We start from the raw sequence: 16,806 nt of genomic DNA, 5'->3' as shown, positions 1-16,806 counted from the left end.
TTACGGGTGCTTGGCGATGAACTGCTCGACATTGTCCTTGGTGGTCAGCGTCGCATCCTGCAGCTGCTCGGCCGGAACGCTTTCGCCGGCCACCAGCTTGATCGCCGCATCAACGGCGAGCCGGCCCATGCCTTGCGTCTGCTGCGTCGCGGTGACGTCGAACACGCCGTCCTTCAGCGCCTTAAGTGCGGCCACGTCGCCATCGAAGCCGGCAACCCAGACCTTGTGGCCGGGATTGGCGACCTTGACCGCCTGTGCCGCGCCCAGCGCCAGCGCATCGGCCTGGCCGATGACGATGGAGACATCGGGATGCGACTGCAGCAGGTCCTGCGTCAGCTTGAAGCCTTCGTCCTGGTGCCAGCCTTCGCTCCACAATTCGCCGACCACCTTGATATCGGGATAGGCCTTGAGCGCTTCGCCGCAGCCCTTCGAGCGATCGACTTCCGGCGTGGTGCCCTTCTGGCCGTGGATGATGATCAGTTCGCCTTTGCCGCCGGCCTGCTTGGCGATGTAGTCGCACACCGCCTGCGCCGAGGCGACACTGTTGGTGGCGATGAAGGTGTCGCCGGGCGCGCCGTCGGCGTTGCGGTCGACATTGACGACCGGGATGCCGGCAGCCTTGGCGGTCTTGGTCGGCACGGTGGCGGCTGTGGCGCCGGCCGGAATGTAGATCAGCGCGTCGATGTTCTGCGTGATCAGATCCTGGACCTGGCTGACCTGGGTCGCTGAATCGCCCTTGGCGTCGACGGTGACGATCTCGATGCCCTTCTCCTTGCCGTAGGCTTCGACCGACTGCTTGATCTGGTTGAAGAAGTCGGCCTGCAAATTGGCCACGGCGAGGCCGAGTTTCTTGGCCTCCTTGGCCGAGGCCATGTCGGTCAGCCCGAGCATAGGAATGATGGCGGCAGCGGCGAGCAGCAGTGAACGTTTGGTCAGCATGTTTTTCCTCCGTTGATAGTCAAACTGTCCCGCCAGCGCATCGCGCCCCTTGGAACATCCCAGTTTCGGATCGACCGATCCGTCTATCGCCCGGACGCTCCGGGCGAATTCTCAATTGTGCCCCGTTCTCTATCGCGCCCTGCGCCGCCAGGTATCGCTGGCGACCGCCAGCGCGATCACCACGCCGATCACCACCTGCTGGATGAAGGGCGAGACGCCGAGCAGATTGAGCCCGTTGCGCAGCACGCCGATGATGAGCACGCCGACCGCGGTGCCGCCGATCGAGCCGACGCCGCCCGACAGGCTGGCGCCGCCGATCACCACCGCCGCGATGGTGTCGAGCTCATAGCCGAGGCCGGAACTCGGCTGCACCGAATCCAGCCGCGCGGCAAGCACAATGCCGGCAAGACCCGCAAGCACGCCGCAGATGGCGTAGACCCAGTTGGTCAGCGACTTCACCGGAATGCCGGAGAGCCGCGCCACCTCGGCGCTGCCGCCGATGGCGTAAAGGCTGCGGCCGGTGGCGCGGTAGTTGAGGAAGATGGCGAAGACGATCGCCAGCACCATCATCACCCCGACTGTGACCGACAGGAAGCCGAAATGGCGGATGATCGACAGGCTGGTGAACCAGTCGGGAAAGCCGACGATCTGCGAACCGTCGGTGATCATGTTGGCAAGGCCGCGCGCCACCGACATCATCGCCAGCGTCGCGATGAACGGCGGCAGCCGGGTGACGGTCACCAGCAGGCCGGACACCAGTCCGCAAAGGCCGGCGACGACCAGTGCTGCAACGACGCCGGCCGCAAGGCCGAGATTGAGATAGTCGGGATGGGAGACAAAGCCCATCACCATGGCGGCCAGCGCCAGCACCGAGCCGACCGAGAGATCGATGCCGCCGATCAGGATCACCAGCGTCATGCCGATTGCCATGATGCCGAGCACCGTGATCTGGTCGAGCACGTTGAGGATGTTGCGCACGGTGAGGAACGTGTCGGTGGTCAACGTCAGCGCCAGGCAAAGCAGCAGCAGCCCGATCAGCGGCCCCATGGTTCCGGCAAACAGCGCCGAAAGCTTCGCGGCCGTCGCACCTTGAGTGCCGGGCGCGGCTTTCAACTCGCCCGCCTTCGACTCGCTTGCATCATTGCTCACGGCCACTTCGTCTCCTCCGTCAGCGAAACGACGATGGCCTGCCGTCCGCTCTTGTTCACCAGGCACCTCCCTGTGAACAATTTATCTTTGATATGCAATTTTGTTCAGCTAAACTGTTCATTAGAAAATTGTCAAGAGCCGTTGCGCCATTCGGCGAAGGTTTGCGCCACCGGGCGGTTTGTCCTAGGGAAGGCCAGGGGGCGGCGCTTTGCGGAAAAGATTTCCGAAATCTGCCGCGGGAGAGCACGAGCATGGCGACCGTCGAAAATGAGAAGGCCTCGCGCTTCCCCGATGCCGAGCTGAAGGCCCGCGCTGCCTGGCATTACTATGTCGAGGGCCTAACGCAGGAGCGCATTTCCGAGATTCTTGGCGTCGGCCGCATCAAGGTGCACCGGATCCTGTCGGCTGCCCGCGAGGAAGGCATCGTGCAGTTCCGCATTCGCGACAGTGTCGTCGAATGTGTGCAGCTCGAGGAGAGCCTGAAGCAGCGCTTCGGGCTGAGCCAGGCGGTCGTGGTGCCGTCGGCCGCCGACCGCAGCAATGCGCCGCTGATGATCGGCCACGCGGCTGCCGCCTATCTCGCCGACAACGTCAATGCCGGCGACGTCATTGCGCTGGGCTGGGGTCGCACCCTGAAATTCGCCATCAACGAATTGCCGAGGCGGCCGATTGCCAGGACGACGGTCGTCTCGATGCTCGGCGGCCTCACCCACGCGCAGCCGCTCAACCCGACCGAAAGCGCCTGGGAGTTCGCCGAAAAGATCGGCGCTGAATGTTTCCTGCTGCCGGTGCCGGTCTATGCCGACAAGCCGGAACAGCGCGATGCCTTCATGAGCCAGCGCAGCGTTCAGGATGTGGTCTTCCGCGCGCGCCGCGCCAACATCGCCGTGCTCAGCGTCGGCTCGTTTTCCAAGGACAGCCCGATCGCCAATTACGGCTTCATCAAACCGAGCGAACTCGAGGAATTGCAGGCGGCCGGCGCGGTCGGCGACCTCTTGTGCCATTTCATCGACGCCGAGGGCCACTCTGTCGACCATGAGGTCAACCGCCGCGTCTGCGCCTATCCGCTGCAGGATCTGTCCGATATTCCGAGCATCATCCTGGTGTCAGGCGGTCAGGAGAAGGTCGCCGTCATGCGCGCCGCGCTCGCCAACACCAGGATTTCGGTGCTCATTACCGATGAGGATGCGGCCAAAGGCCTGCTCAACCGTTGAGCGCTGTCGGCGTCGGTCAGAATTCGCAGGGCTCCGGACGACTTTCGTCCGACCAGTCGGCCAGTGCGATCGGCACGAATTTTCCCGCGACCGGTTTGCCGTCGTCCAGGTCCTTTGAAGCGGTGCCTTTGCCGGTGAGAAAATTGATGTCGCAGCCGCCCAGCGTCGTCTCGACCGAGCCGTCGGCTTTCTGCACATTCCAGTCCCAGTCGCGACTGTAGCCGGCGACAAGGAATTTACCGCCGCGCCAGACGATGGTCAGCGTCGCATCCCATGATTTGTTGGCGCCGCAGCCGAAGCACGAGGTGACGACAAGCGATCCCTTGCCCTTGCTTTCGAGCCCGAGAATACGGTCCTGCGTCAGCGCCTTCTTGACGAAGTCAGGCTTGCGCGAAGGATCGAGCTTTCCTTCGCCGGCAGCCAGATAGATCGAGAGATCCGCCAGCCCGCTGTCGGAATCCGCCGCGATCGCGGCCCGATCCATCCTGCCGTCATTGTCCATGTCGAGCGTGACCTCGAAGGGCGGCTCGTCCTGCGCACGCGCCGTCATTGGAGCTGCCGCAAGCGCGACAATCCAAGGCAGGGCGGCAAGGTGAAATACTGCTTTCATGAGCCCGATGAGTCTAGCATTGGCCGGGCAGGACGCAAAATCGGCAAGCTGGGCAGGTTGGGCATGGGAGCCTCACGCAAGCAAACTGCGCTTGAACTCAGATCGCACCGAGCCGCGCGTGGATGTCGCGTGTCGCGTGATAGAGGTCGCGGTAGATCGACTTGCGCGCCCGGTAAGCCGGCACCAGCGTCATATCCGGATCGACACGCCTGGCCGGCGCCGCCGCCATTGCCTTGGCGGCGTCTTCCGCCGAGGCGAACCAGCCGATCGCCGAAGCCGCCAGCATGGCCGCGCCAAGGGCCGCCGCCTCGTTGACCGGCGACACGAACAGCGGCCGCTCCAGCACGCTGGCCATGATCTTCATCAGCAGCGCCGAATTGGTGCCGCCGCCGGCGGCAATCATCTCTCCCGGCTTGCCGCCGCTTTCGGCCTCCATCGCCTCGCTGGCGATGGCCTGCTCCAAAGCGATGCCTTCCAGCGTGGCGCGGAAGAGATGCCTGGGCTCATGGTCGAGCGACAGGCCAACAACGGCGCCGCGCGCCGCGCCATCCCAATAGGGGCTCATGACGCCGGCCCAATAGGGCATGACCAAAAGACCGTCGCCGCCGGCCGCAACATCGACCGCACCCTTCTCCAGTTCTGCCGCGGAAGACGCGCCGGTGGTGCGCACGATCCAGTCGACCAGTTGCATGCCCGAGCGCAGCACGGTTTCCAGCATGAAGCCGGAGCCGGTCGGCGAGACCAGCGTGCGAAACGCGTCCGATGTGGTGACCGTGCCGGAATAGCAGCCGCTGACGACGCCGGAGCCGAGCGAGAGATAGCTCCTGCCGGCACCATAGACGCCCATGCCGAGACCCATGGCCTGGCCATCGCCGGCGCCGGCGACAATTGGCGTGCCCGCTTTGAGGCCAGTCAGCTGGGCAATGCTTTCGGCAAGGCCGCCGCAGATTTCGCCTGGGCCGATCAGCGCCGGCAACTGCCGTGGCTGCAGCCCTGCAGCCGCGACAAGCTCAGGGTGCCATTCGCCTGTCGCGACATCGAGCAAGCCGAGCGGGTCGGCACTTGCCGTGCTGGTAACCAGCCGTGCGGTCAGCCGGTGAACGAAGAAGCCATGAACATCGACCAGGGCGGCGGCGTTGGCCAGCACCTGCGGCTGGTGTTCGGCCAGCCAGGCGATGGCATAGAGCGCCGGCGTCGGATCCGGCGGCTTGCCGCTCCAGTCGCGGATCGTCTCGCGGCCAAGCTCGGCCGACAGCCTGGCGACTTGAGGCCGGGCGCGCTCGTCAAGCCACAGGATCGCCGGGATGAGCGGCGTGCCGGCCTGATCGATCAGGGTGAAGGTCTCGCGCTGATGGGCCATGGCAATTGCCGCCACGCGCGCGGCGCCGACCTTGTCGGCAACCTGCTTCAGCGCACTGATAAGGGCTGCCCACCAATGTTCGGCATCCTGCTCGAAATGGCCGGGCTTAGGATTGGCCAGCGGATAGGCCTCGCGCGCCTGGAACAGCTCCGCGCCGTCGCCGGTGAAGGCGATCGCCTTCACCGCCGTCGTCGAGGCATCGATCCCGATAACGACATCGTCCATCACAGGGAGATCCCGAAGGTTCAGGCGGCGTTGGTCACAAACTGTCCATCCGACTGGTCTAGACGGCGGCGGATCTGCGTTATCACCATCGAATCGTCGGGTACACAATTTTCATAGGTAAGGAAGTCGCCGGTCTTGACCGGCTTGACCACCTTGGCGCGTTCGGCAATCCCGAGCGGCAGCGCGCCCTTGGCGCGGGCGTCCTCCCAGGTCATGGCGAAGCCGCGATAGTCGTTCTCGCCGATCATGCCGAGCGATTGGCCCGCGCCGAGATCGCTCTTGGCCACCGCCACCGCTTCGGCGACCGGATGGTCGAGGGGCTCCATGTCGGCGCGTTTGTAGACAACGGCGCGCGCCGCCGACAGTGGCACTTCAAGGCTTGTCAGGTGATAGGGACGGTAGATCGTGAAATAGGGGCCCTTGCCGACCTTGAGGTCGACCATGCGCTCCAGCACGCGCGGATGCCTCGTTTCGATGATGCAGAACACGCCGGGCGCCACGCCCTTGCCGATGGAATAGTCGACCACGCCCTTGCGGTGCAGCACGCCGCCATCCTCGCGCGGGCAAAGCACGCTGGCCAGTTCCTCCAGCGTCGCCGTCGGGCCGTGCATGCCCGGCACGTCGGGCACCAGCCCGGTGGCGTTGGCGATAGCCACCATCTCGATCGCCGTCTTGGAACCGTCGACGAACTCGACCAGCATGCGCGCATTCATGTTGCGCTCGGCCGCTTCCTTCTCGTAGTCGGCGGGCATGGCGTCGATCTTGAGCGGGTTGTTTTTGCCCTTGCCGGCGGCGATGATGTTGAAGCCGAGGCTCTTGGCGAAGCCGATGATCTCCAGCGTGCAGGCGGGTTCGTCGCCGGCCGCACCGGTGTAGACCACGCCGGCCTTGCGCGCTTCCTCCTTGAGGAAGCGGCCGATCGTAATGTCCGCCTCGACATTGAGCATGACGATGTGCTTGCCGTTCTTCATCACTTCGAGCGCAAACAGCGTGCCGATGTTGGGATTGCCTGTCGCGTCGATGATGACATCAATGCGGCCGGCCGCGGCCAGCGCATGCAGATCTTCGGTGACAGCGATCTTGCCGGCCTCGATGGCGCGGTCGATGGCAGAGGCGTTCGCAGCCTGGACGATGTCGGAGCGGTCATGGCCGGCGAGCAGTGCGGCATCGATCGCCGCTTGCGGGCGCACCTCGGAAATGGCACCGATCCGCATGCCCGGCATCAGCGCCACCTGGACGACGATGTCGGTGCCCATCTGCCCGGCGCCGGCGAGACCGATGGTGATGGGCCCTTGGGCTTCAGCGCGCTGCAGAAGTTCCGCTGCAAATTGCGGATGGGCCATATCGCTTCCTCCAGTCACGACGCGCCGCAGCGTCAAATCATCATTTTGAACATTCCTATTTCCATTTGAAAAATATTTCAACCCGCAAATCGGAGAATGGCTGCAGGACCAAATCTCCCACGGAGGATTCGTGGGGTGACAGCTTCATGCTGCGCTTGATCTCAGCCGATCTCTAGGAAAGGCTTGCCGAGCAGGTCGGGCACGACATCGATGCCGAGGCCGGGCCCGTCGGGAATGCCCATGTGGCTGCCGGTGACCGGTGGGGCGTTGGAGGCCGTGCGCACCGTCACCCACTCATGGAAGGCGATGGCATGCAGCCGGCGTTCTTCCGGCGTCGACAGCGACAGATGCGCCATCGCCGCCGTGTCGATCTCGGCGCCGCCCGTATCCTCGACGGTGATCATGAAACCGAGATCGACGGCGACGTCGCGGATTTGCCTTGTCCTGGTTACGCCGCCCAGCCGCGAAATCTTCAGCGTCAGCCCATCGGCGGCGCCCAGGCGATAGATTTCCACCATCGCCTCGAGCGAGATGACGCTCTCGTCCAGCACCATCGGCTTGTCGAGCATGCGGCGCACCGACATGTTCTCCTCGATCGTCGTGCAGGGCTGCTCGAACGTGTAGTCGATGCCGCGCGTTGCGTCGGCGAACTGCCGTGCCTGATAGGGCGTCCAGCCGGCATTGGCGTCGCAGAAAATCACCGTGCCTTTCGGCACGGCCGAAGCGACTGCGCTCACCCGCTCGATGTCGTCATGCACATTGCCGCCGACCTTGACCTGCAGCCGCCGGCAGCCTTCCGCGATGATCCTTTTGGCCAGTGCCGCCATCTGGTCGAGCGTGCCGTGGGTGACGACGCGGTAGGTCTCCGCCATGTCGCTCTCGCGGCCGCCAAGCATGGTCACCAGCGGCACGTCGGCGGCCCGGGCCGCCAGATCCCAGCAGGCCATGTCGAGCGCCGACTTGATGTAGGGATGGCCCTTGAACACCGTATCCATCAATCGGCCGATGCCGGCGAGGCCACGCGGGTCCTGGCCGATCAGGTGCGGCGCGATCTCGACCACGCCCGCGCGCGTTCCCGCCGGAAACGCGGCCGAATAGAAATTGCCGAGCGGCGCCATCTCGCCCCAGCCGGTCACGCCGCTGTCGGAGGTGATGGCGACGATCACCGCGTCGAAGCAGTCTGCAACCCGCCCCTTTGACATGCGGTAGGGCCCGTCCACGAAGGGCTGCACGACGCGATAGGCCTTGATGGTTTTGATCTGCACTTGTCTGTCCGTTGTCTCTAGGCGTTGAGGAGGGTCAGCCCTTCGATGTTCCGCTGATCGAGGCCACGCGCATAGGCAAGCAGCTCTTCGAAATCGAGGTCGATATGCTCGCGCGCATGGCGCTGGGCAGCGCGCATGTCGGCGCCCTTCAAGAGCCGCACATAGGTTTCGTGGAGATCTTCGGCCGGCACCGGCTCGTTGCGGGCCCGCTGGTGCAGGGCAAAGTACATCTGCAGCCGGCTGGTCAGCCGCTGCCAGGTTTCCAGCAGCACCGAATTGTCGGCCCATTCATAGATCAGCCCGTGCAATTGCAGTGCGGTCTCGATCTGGCGGGTGGTGTCGCGCGCGCGCGTTGCCTGCTTCACCGCTTCGTGGCGGCGGTCGAGTTCATCGAAGAAGCGCTGGTCGCGCAGCTTCCATGTCCGCTCGATGGCGAATTCATCGAGCACCTTGTTCAGCGAGTAGGCGTCGTCAATGTCCTTGGCGGTGACATCGATGACGAAGGTGCCGGCATAGGGAATGCTGGTCAGGATGCCTTCCTGCACCAGCTCGCGCATAGCTTCGCGCAAAGGCGCGCGGCTGACCCGCATCTGCTCGGCGATCCTCAGCTCGCTCAGCTTTTGGCCGGGTTCCAGCTGGCCGGTCAGGATCGCCCGCCGCAACAGCGCAACGATCTCGGCCCGGCGTGTCGTATCCGCGATCGGATTGAAGTCCAGCTTGGCCATTCCGTCACTCCAGCGAGAGCCGGAAACAGACAAGCAGATTGTCGACAATCCTACAATATGTCTGTTCCGGATTCTTGTGCCTTGCGGTTACCCCAAAAACGGCGTGCGGCGCTCCATAAAAAAACGGCGCCCTCGGCGTGGAAGCCGAAGGCGCCGCAGGACCGGGGCTGATGGGGGTTATCAGCTGGCCGGTTTCTCCTGGGGCAACGGCGAGATCGGCATTCCTGGTCCGATTTTCTGCAGATTGCCCGTTATCACCTGGTCGCCTTCGGCAACGCCGCTGAGGACCGCCACAAGGTCGCCGCTGGTCGCGCCAAGCGAGACGATGCGCTGGTCGACCGTGTTGCCCTTGCCGACGACATAGACATATTTGCCGAGCTGGCTCGAACCCAGCGCCACCTGCGGCACCATCAGCGCGTCGGGCAGCTGCTTGATGTGCAGCCGCACGCGGACATACTGGCCCGGCAGCAGCGAGAACTTCGCATTGCCGATGGTGGCGCGCGCCGTAATCGTGCCGGTCGAGTGGTCGACCGTGTTGTCGATGAAGGTGAGTTCGCCCTTCTGGCTGGCTTCGGTCTCGCCGGGCAGCAGCACCTCCACCTCGATCGGGCCGGCGGCCCGGGCCCGTTCGATTTCGGCCAGGTCCGTCTCGCTCGGATTGAAGGTGACGTAGATCGGGTCGAGCTGCACCAGCGTGTTCAGCACCGTACCGGCGACGCTGACCAGCGTGCCGACCGAAGCCTGGTTGCGGCCGACGCGGCCGGCAAACGGAGCGTGGATTTCGGCGTAGCTCAAATTGAGCTCGGCCGTGCGCACCGCCGCCTGGTTGACGGCAAGCGACGCTTCGGCCTGGCGCAAGGTGCTCGTACGCTGGTCGAACCCATCCTTGGCCAGATAGCCGCTCTTGGCGAGTTCGGAGCCGCGGCCGAGATTGGAGCGCGCATAGTCGAGGCTCGCCTGGTCGCGCTGCACTTCGGCCTTGGCCTGGTCGAGAGCCGCCTTGAAGTCGTCGGGCGAGATCTTGTAGAGCAGATCACCCTGGCGCACATCCGCGCCGTCCTCAGCCGTCTGCTCCTGCAGATAGCCGGGCACGCGGGCCTGCAAGGTGACGCTGCGGATCGCCTCGATGCGGGCGGCGTAGTCGAGGTAGATCGGGATCGTCTTCTTGACCACGCTCGTCACCGGCACCGGCATGACGAATGCCGCAGGTGCTGCCGTCGCTGCCGCCGTGCCGGCATTGAGGCTGAGATTGCCCATGTCGAGGAAGTGGACGCTTGCCACCGAGATCGCTCCCAGGGCGACGGCCGTTCCCAAAGCTATTTTCCATTTACGCATTTTGGTCTCCAATTCTATTCGGCTGCTTCGGCCAGGCGCATCGGCGCTGGTTCGGCAGTCGGTTCATTATTGTCCTGGTCATGAGCGGCGTTCAGTTCGCTGCGCACGCGGCCTTCGCGCAGCTGCTCGATGACCGCGTAGAAGACCGGCACGAACACCAGCGACAGGATGGTCGCCGCGACCATGCCGCCAAACACGGTGGTGCCGATCGACTGCCGGCTTGCCGCACCCGCACCCGTCGCAAACATCAGCGGCAGCACGCCGAGGATGAAGGCGAAGGCCGTCATCAGGATCGGCCGCAGCCTCAGCCGCGCGGCTTCCATCGCCGCGTCGACAATGCTCAAGCCTTCCTCGCGCCGCCGCCTTGCAAACTCGACGATCAGGATCGCGTTCTTGGCGGCGAGGCCGATCAGCATGACGAAGCCGATCTGCGAGTAGACGTCGATCTGCATGCCGCGCAGGAACAGGGCTGCGAAGGCGCCGAACAGGGCCAGTGGCACCGCCAGCAGCACGATGAACGGCATCGCCCAGCTCTCATACTGCATCGCCAGGATCAGGAAGACGAAGACGATGGCGAGGCCGAAGACGACCGACGCGATCGATCCTGCCTTGAGCTCCTGGAAGGTGATGCCGGTCCATTCGAAACCGAAATCCCTGGGCAAAGCGGTGGCGGCGGCCCGTTCCATCGCGGCAACCGCCTGGCCCGACGAGAAGCCGGGGGCTGCGCCGCCATTGATCGTGGCCGAGGCGTTGTTGTTGTAGTGCGGCACGGTTTCCGGGCCGACGAACGGCACCAGTTTGCCCAGTGTGCTCAGCGGCACCATGCCGCCGGAGGCGTTGCGCACATAGAGTCGCGAAAGGTCGCCTGCGTCGGCACGTGCATCCTTGTCGGCCTGGATGGTCACCCGGAAGGTGCGGCCGAACAGATTGAAGTCGTTGACGTAGAGCGAGCCGAGATAGATCTGCAGCGTGTTGAAGACGTCGGGCAGGTTGAGGCCGAGCAGTTTGGCCTTGCTGCGGTCGAGGTCGTAGTTGAACTGCGGCGTCGAGGTCGAGAACGGCGAGAACAGCTGCTGCGGATTGATTTCCGGCTGCTTGCGCGCCTCGGCGATCACGGCTTGCGTCGCGTCGTTGAGAGCTGAACTGCCGCGCCCGGTGAGATCCTCGACGACGAATTCGAAGCCGCCCGTGGTGCCGATACCCGGGATCGAAGGCGGATCGAAGGACAGCGCGAAGGCTTCCGGAATCTGCATCAGCTTGCCGCGCACGTCGGCGACGAGCTTCGACGCGCTCTGGTCGGGGCCGCGCTCTTCCCACGGCTTCAGGATGGCGAACTCGACAGCCGAGTTCGACTGCGCGGCACTGGTCAGGAAGTTCAGGCCGCTGATCGAGCCGACAATCTCGACGCCGGGCGTAGCTTGGAGGATGTCGCGCGCCTTCTGGGCTACCGCGTCGGTGCGCTCCAGCGAGGCGCCGTCAGGCAGCTGGATAACAACGAAGAAATAGCCCTGGTCCTCGACCGGAAGGAAGGTCGAGGGCAACTTCTGCCAGACGAAGTAGGTGGCCACCAGGCCTGCCGCGAACAAGCCGAGCATGATCCAGCGCAGCCGGATGAGGATACGCACGCCGTGCGCATAGGCATGCGACAGTCTGTCGAAGCCCGTGTTGAACCAGCGGAACGGGGCGAACTGCGTCTCGCCGCGATGGCGCAGGAAGGCGGCGCTCAGCGCCGGGCTGAGCGTCAGCGAGTTGAAGGCGGATATGCCGACCGAAATCGCCACCGTCAGCGCGAACTGATTGTAGAGCTTGCCGGAGACGCCGGGAATGAAGGCAACGGGCACGAAGACGGCCATCAGCACTGCGGTGGTGGCGATGATCGGTCCGGTGACCTCGGCCATCGCGGCCTTGGTCGCCGCCAGCGGTTTGAGGCCCGCCTCCAATTGTCGCTCGACATTTTCGACCACCACGATGGCGTCGTCGACGACGAGGCCGATGGCCAGCACCATGCCGAGCAGGGAGAGCATGTTGAGTGAGAAGCCCATCATTTCCATGACGACCATCGTCGCCACCAGCGACACCGGAATGGCGATGGTCGGGATGATCGTCGTGCGCCAGCTCTGCAGGAAGATGAACACCACGGCCACGACCAGCACCAGCGCTTCGCCAAGCGTGATCAGCACGTCATGCATCGATGCCGACACGAAGCGCGTGGTGTCGTAGTGCATGGCGTAGCTGACGCCCTTGGGGAAACGGGCCGACAGTTCCTGCATCTTGTCCTTGACGTGCTGCTGCAGATCGAGCGCGTTGGAACCCGGCATCTGATAGACGGCCAGCACCACCGTCGGGTCCTTGCCGAAGAAGGCCGACGACGAATATTGCAGTGCGCCGAGCTCGATGCGGGCGACGTCGCGCAGTCGCACCAGCGAGCCGGTGCCGGTGTTGGCGCGCACGACGATGTCGCCGAACTCCTTGGGGTCGCTCAGGCGGCCGACGGCGTTGACCTGCATCTCGAAGGCGGTGCCGGCGGGCGCCGGTGACTGGCCGATCTTGCCGGCCGCCACCTGGACGTTCTGCTCCGAGATGGCGTTCTGGACGTCGACAGCGGTGATGCCGAGATTGGCCAGCTTGTCCGGATCGAGCCAGACGCGCATCGAGTAGCGGCGCTCGCCGAATATCTGGACGTCGCCGACGCCAGGCAGCCGCTTCAGCGGATCGACGACCTGCAGATATGCGAGGTTGCTCAGCGCCACCGGATCGACCGAACTGTCGGGCGAGGTCAGGTTGACGATGAGGACGAAATTCGGGTTCTGCTTCTTGATCGTCACGCCGCCCTGGTTGACGATCGCCGGCAGCGACGAGGCCGCTTGCGAGACGCGGTTCTGGACGTCGACGGCCGCGGTGCTCAAGGAATAGCCGACATCGAAGGTGATGGTGATGGTCGAGGAGCCGTCATTGGAGCTCGACGACGACATGTAGGTCATACCTTCGACGCCGTTGATCTGCTGCTCCAGCGGCGTCGTCACCGTATCGGCGACCACTTGCGCACTGGCGCCCGGATAATGCGCGCTGACCACGACCTGCGGCGGCGTGATGTCGGGAAACTGCGAAACCGGCAAAAGGAAATAACAAATCGTCCCGGCGAGCACCATGATGATGGCGATGGCCGAGGCGAAGATCGGACGATGGATGAAAAAGTTTACCACGACACGCAAACCTCTTTAGAAGAACCGGCCTCTTTAAAAGAATTGGCAGACCGGGACAGCCGCCGGCCGCGCACCGAACCCGGGTCCTGCAAAAAATACGAAGACGGCGCCGCACCGCTGAGGCCCTGCTCATCGGCAACGGTCCTCAGCATCGCTTCGAAGGCGCGCGGATTGACGCGGTCCGCTTTCATCACCAGCCGGATCATCGGATCCCGGATGGCTTCATCGATGGTCAAATCCTTGCGCTGCGACATTGGAGCGTCTCCATTCCAGCGGCCCGCATCGGACGATCGCGAACCGGTTTTCATCTCTTCACCGGCGGAGCCGCATGACCTGCAATTTTCACCCTTTGTGATCTGGCAGGACCAGTTCACGGCCTTGTTATTGACGGAAGGCCACATAGGTGTTACCAGTAAGTAACATTCGGATAGTTACAGACCGGTAACACCCTAGTCAAGAGGTGAACCGAATTTTTAGGGAGACAAGGAGACTGCGATGGCAGACGGCATTACCGATCGCGTGCGCCCCCGGGATCGAATCCTGGAGACGGCGCAGGACATGTTTCACAAGCATGGCATCAAGGGCGTCGGTGTCGACGCCATCACGGAAGCCGCCGGCACCAACAAGATGACGCTCTACCGTCATTTTGAGTCGAAGGACGAACTGATCGTCCAATGCCTGCGCGCGTCGGCGGCTAAAGGCGCCGCGATGTGGGACCAATTCGAGGCTGAGCATCCCGGCGACAAGCTCGCCCAGTTGCATGCCTGGATTCGCATGGCCGCTGCTTGCCTGGCGGCTGACGGTCGCGGCTGCGACATGGCCAATGCCGCCGCCGAATTGACCGAGCCGGACCATCCCGCCAGGAGCGTGATCAAGGAGCTCAAGAGCGCTCAGCGCGATCGCCTCGTTGCGCTGTGCCGGGATGCGGGCATCGGTCAGGCCGAGCTTCTGGCCGATACGCTGTCGCTGCTGTTCGAAGGGGCGCGCGTCAGCGTGCAGACCATGGGCTGCCAGGGCCCCAGCACGCAGTTCGTGCGCATGGCTGAAGGCCTGATCAGCTCTTTCAGGGCGCGCTGAATTCCAGCTCACCGAGTTTGCAAGGCCCCCTCATCCGGCCGCTTCGCGGCTAGCTCCTCCCCGAGGGGAGAAGAGGCTGGCGCCGGCGCTGATGATCTCCTTTCGCTTTGGCGAGAGGTCGGATTGCAGCGAATTGCTCTTTGCAACTCGGTCTCGGCAATCCGGGTGAGGGCTTTGGATATGCCAAGTTTCATTTGGGAATGAAAAAAGCCCGCTGCCGGGAGGAGGTGGCAGCGGGCTCGATTTCGAACGAGATGCGGGAGGAGGTGCACCGCGCTCAGCGTCGGCATCGCATCTGGGAGGAGTAGATGGCCGACACCCAGATGAGTACGGGTTGCCCAATGATTCGGCAACAATGAAAGTTGCATGGCTGCTGTGCAGATTTGCGGCATCTACCCCGACTTGTCGTACAAATCGGAGAAACCGCCACGGCGCGACTTCACTGCACCGGCACGTTTTCCTTGAAGATCAGCCGTGGCTCGATGAACTTCTTCGTCAGGTATGGCGCGGCGGATGCGATCGAGCCAAGCAGGCGGATCACAGATTGCTCCGCGATCAGCCGCGCATTCTGGTCGATGACGACATCGGCGAGGTCGTCGACGAGATAGCCGCGCGTTTCCTTGGTCAGGTCGTGGCAGATGAAGACCGGCTTCTTCTTCGGCTTGGCCTCGAGCAGCGCTCTCGCTACACCTGAGCGCCCGGCGCCGACGCAGTAGATGCCGAGCAGTTCCGGCTCGTTGTGCAGCGCCTGCATCGTCGCGGTGTAGCTGCCCTCGGGTTCGTCATTGATCTCGACCGCACTCGAGACGGTGAGATTGGGGAACTCCTCTGTCAGTACCGACCGAAAACCCATTTCGCGCTCCTCGTGCCCGCGATAGGAACGCGAGCCGACGACCATCGCCAGATGACCCTGGCGGCCGTTGAGGAAGCGCCCCATCAACAGCGCCGCCGTGCGCCCGGCAACCCGGTTGTCGATGCCGACATAGGCCGAGCGCGGGGCGGCCGGAACATCCGAGACCAGCGTGACGAGGCGGATGCCGGCCTCGACCACATCGCGCAATATGTTGCGCGTTCGCGGATGATCGACGGCAATGACGCCGACGCCATTGGCCTTCAGTGACAGATTTTCGACCGCCGCCTGCAGTGCCGCCGGCGAGATGCCGCCAAGATTGTGGATCCGGCACGAGGCGACCAGCGGCAGGCGCGCCGCATAGTCCTCGATGTGCCCGGCGAGGTCGATCATGAAGCCGTTGGCGCCGATCGGCAGGAAGAATTCAAGATGCGCCGGCCGCGACGGCAGTGTCACCTGGTCGACCACGGGCAAATAGCCGAGCTGCTTGGCCGCTTCCATCACCCGCTGGCGGTTGGCGGCACTCGCGCCGGCCCGGTTGTTCAGCACCCGGTCGACGGTCGCGGTCGACAGGCCGCAGCTCCTGGCTATGTCGGCAACGGTGGCTTTCATGGCTGTAGTCATAGAGCATGATCCCGAAAAGTGGGAACCGGGTAACGTCATCCTGATCCAGGAGCGGATGCGTTTCCGTGCCAGACGGCGCGAAGACGGTTCAGCCGTGCGATGGCCCGCCTTCGATGATGGCGTCGCGGATCTCCTTGTCCGACATCCCGGTGATGATGCGTTCGACCTCGGCCACGCTGGTCTTCTTCGGGTCGATGTCGTCGGCCACCACCTTGCCCCGGCGCATGACGACGATGCGGTCAACCACCTGGAAGACATGGTGGATGTTGTGGGCGATGAAGATGCAGGAATGCCCGGAATCGCGCGCGTTGCGCACGAAGCTCAGCACGCCTTGCGTCTCGGCGACGCCGAGATTGTTGGTCGGCTCGTCGAGGATGATCAGGTCGCTGTCGAAGTGCATGGCGCGCGCGATGGCGACGGCCTGCCGCTCGCCGCCGGACAGGGAGCCGATCGGCGTCGTCGGCGGGATGTTCTTAGAGATGCCGACCTGTTTCAGCAGGTCGCGCGCGACATTGTTCATCGCCTCCTGGTCCATGCGGTTCAAAAAGCGCGGCGGTTTGATCGGCTCGCGGCCGAGGAACAGGTTGCGTGCGATCGACAGCTGCGTCACCAGTGCCGAATCCTGGTAGATCGTCTCGATGCCGTGCGCGATGGCGTCGCTGGTGCTGCGCAGATTGACCTTCTTGCCGCGGATGAAAATGTCGCCGCTGGTCAGCGGCACCGCCCCCGACAACACCTTGATCAGCGTCGATTTGCCGGCGCCATTGTCGCCGAGCAGGCCGACGATCTCCCTTTCGTTGACATGAAAATTGGCGTCTTCGAGCGCCTGCACGCGCCCGTAGGACTTTTTGATGTTGGACATGCGGATGAGCGGTTCAGCCATGGTT

General features: G+C 63.9%; 14 protein-coding genes. 2 read left to right on the top strand and 12 right to left on the bottom strand.

Features of this window, described 5'->3' with window-relative positions:
* Positions 1-939, bottom strand: coding sequence for a sugar ABC transporter substrate-binding protein (locus tag NKL04_RS16955; RefSeq protein WP_023668529.1), 939 nt, complete (start codon positions 937-939; stop codon positions 1-3).
* 129 nt (positions 940-1,068) lie between these two features.
* Positions 1,069-2,052 carry an ABC transporter permease gene (locus NKL04_RS16950; protein ID WP_050588086.1) on the bottom strand — a complete coding sequence of 328 codons (984 nt, stop codon included), beginning with the start codon at positions 2,050-2,052 and terminating at the stop codon, positions 1,069-1,071.
* A gap of 287 nt (positions 2,053-2,339) precedes the next feature.
* Here NKL04_RS16950 and NKL04_RS16945 point away from each other — a divergent pair, with 287 nt between their 5' ends.
* Positions 2,340-3,302 carry a sugar-binding transcriptional regulator gene (locus tag NKL04_RS16945; protein ID WP_023684411.1) on the top strand — a complete coding sequence of 321 codons (963 nt, stop codon included), beginning with the start codon at positions 2,340-2,342 and terminating at the stop codon, positions 3,300-3,302.
* Positions 3,303-3,318: 16 nt separating this feature from the next.
* Here the strand turns inward: NKL04_RS16945 and NKL04_RS16940 are convergent, their stop codons facing one another.
* The 8 genes from NKL04_RS16940 to NKL04_RS16905 all read right to left on the bottom strand — a co-directional run bounded on the left by NKL04_RS16940 (position 3,319) and on the right by NKL04_RS16905 (position 13,622).
* Positions 3,319-3,852, bottom strand: coding sequence for a hypothetical protein (locus NKL04_RS16940; protein WP_023701499.1), 534 nt, complete (start codon positions 3,850-3,852; stop codon positions 3,319-3,321).
* 157 nt (positions 3,853-4,009) lie between these two features.
* Complete coding sequence (locus NKL04_RS16935; protein WP_023701498.1) at positions 4,010-5,497, bottom strand: xylulokinase; 1,488 nt, start codon at positions 5,495-5,497, stop codon at positions 4,010-4,012.
* A gap of 20 nt (positions 5,498-5,517) precedes the next feature.
* Positions 5,518-6,840, bottom strand: a complete 1,323-nt coding sequence (locus NKL04_RS16930; RefSeq protein ID WP_023668524.1) for an NAD(P)H-dependent oxidoreductase — start codon at positions 6,838-6,840, stop codon at positions 5,518-5,520.
* Between the two features lie 161 nt (positions 6,841-7,001).
* Complete coding sequence (locus tag NKL04_RS16925) at positions 7,002-8,105, bottom strand: mandelate racemase/muconate lactonizing enzyme family protein (protein ID WP_023687077.1); 1,104 nt, start codon at positions 8,103-8,105, stop codon at positions 7,002-7,004.
* A 17-nt stretch (positions 8,106-8,122) separates the two neighbouring features.
* Positions 8,123-8,830 (bottom strand): GntR family transcriptional regulator, encoded by a 708-nt coding sequence (locus tag NKL04_RS16920; protein WP_023687078.1) that lies wholly within the window; start codon positions 8,828-8,830, stop codon positions 8,123-8,125.
* 180 nt (positions 8,831-9,010) lie between these two features.
* Entirely contained in the window at positions 9,011-10,165 is a 1,155-nt protein-coding gene (locus NKL04_RS16915) for an efflux RND transporter periplasmic adaptor subunit (protein WP_023804343.1), read from the bottom strand.
* Positions 10,166-10,179: 14 nt separating this feature from the next.
* Positions 10,180-13,368, bottom strand: coding sequence for an efflux RND transporter permease subunit (locus NKL04_RS16910; RefSeq protein ID WP_031209457.1), 3,189 nt, complete (start codon positions 13,366-13,368; stop codon positions 10,180-10,182).
* Positions 13,362-13,622: a hypothetical protein gene (locus NKL04_RS16905; protein ID WP_023692134.1), complete on the bottom strand. Its 261-nt coding sequence runs from the start codon at positions 13,620-13,622 to the stop codon at positions 13,362-13,364. Before NKL04_RS16905 ends, NKL04_RS16910 begins: the two co-directional genes overlap by 7 nt.
* Positions 13,623-13,863: 241 nt before the next feature.
* Between NKL04_RS16905 and NKL04_RS16900 the strand changes: the two genes are divergently transcribed.
* A complete protein-coding gene (locus NKL04_RS16900) occupies positions 13,864-14,445 on the top strand; it encodes a TetR/AcrR family transcriptional regulator (RefSeq protein ID WP_023668517.1) in 582 nt (193 codons plus the stop codon).
* A gap of 439 nt (positions 14,446-14,884) precedes the next feature.
* Here NKL04_RS16900 and NKL04_RS16895 read toward each other — a convergent pair whose 3' ends face one another.
* Together NKL04_RS16895 and NKL04_RS16890 are read right to left on the bottom strand one after the other, a co-directional pair.
* Entirely contained in the window at positions 14,885-15,907 is a 1,023-nt protein-coding gene (locus NKL04_RS16895; RefSeq protein ID WP_023701492.1) for a LacI family DNA-binding transcriptional regulator, read from the bottom strand.
* 100 nt (positions 15,908-16,007) lie between these two features.
* Entirely contained in the window at positions 16,008-16,802 is a 795-nt protein-coding gene (locus tag NKL04_RS16890) for an ATP-binding cassette domain-containing protein (RefSeq protein WP_023668515.1), read from the bottom strand.
* Positions 16,803-16,806: the final 4 nt, after the last annotated feature.

Source organism: Mesorhizobium sp. C264A (genome assembly GCF_040324515.1).
In the GTDB taxonomy this organism is placed as follows: Bacteria; Pseudomonadota; Alphaproteobacteria; order Rhizobiales; family Rhizobiaceae; genus Mesorhizobium.
The sequence above is the reverse complement of the archived record's forward strand: the minus strand, read 5'-3'. Positions and strand labels throughout refer to the sequence as shown.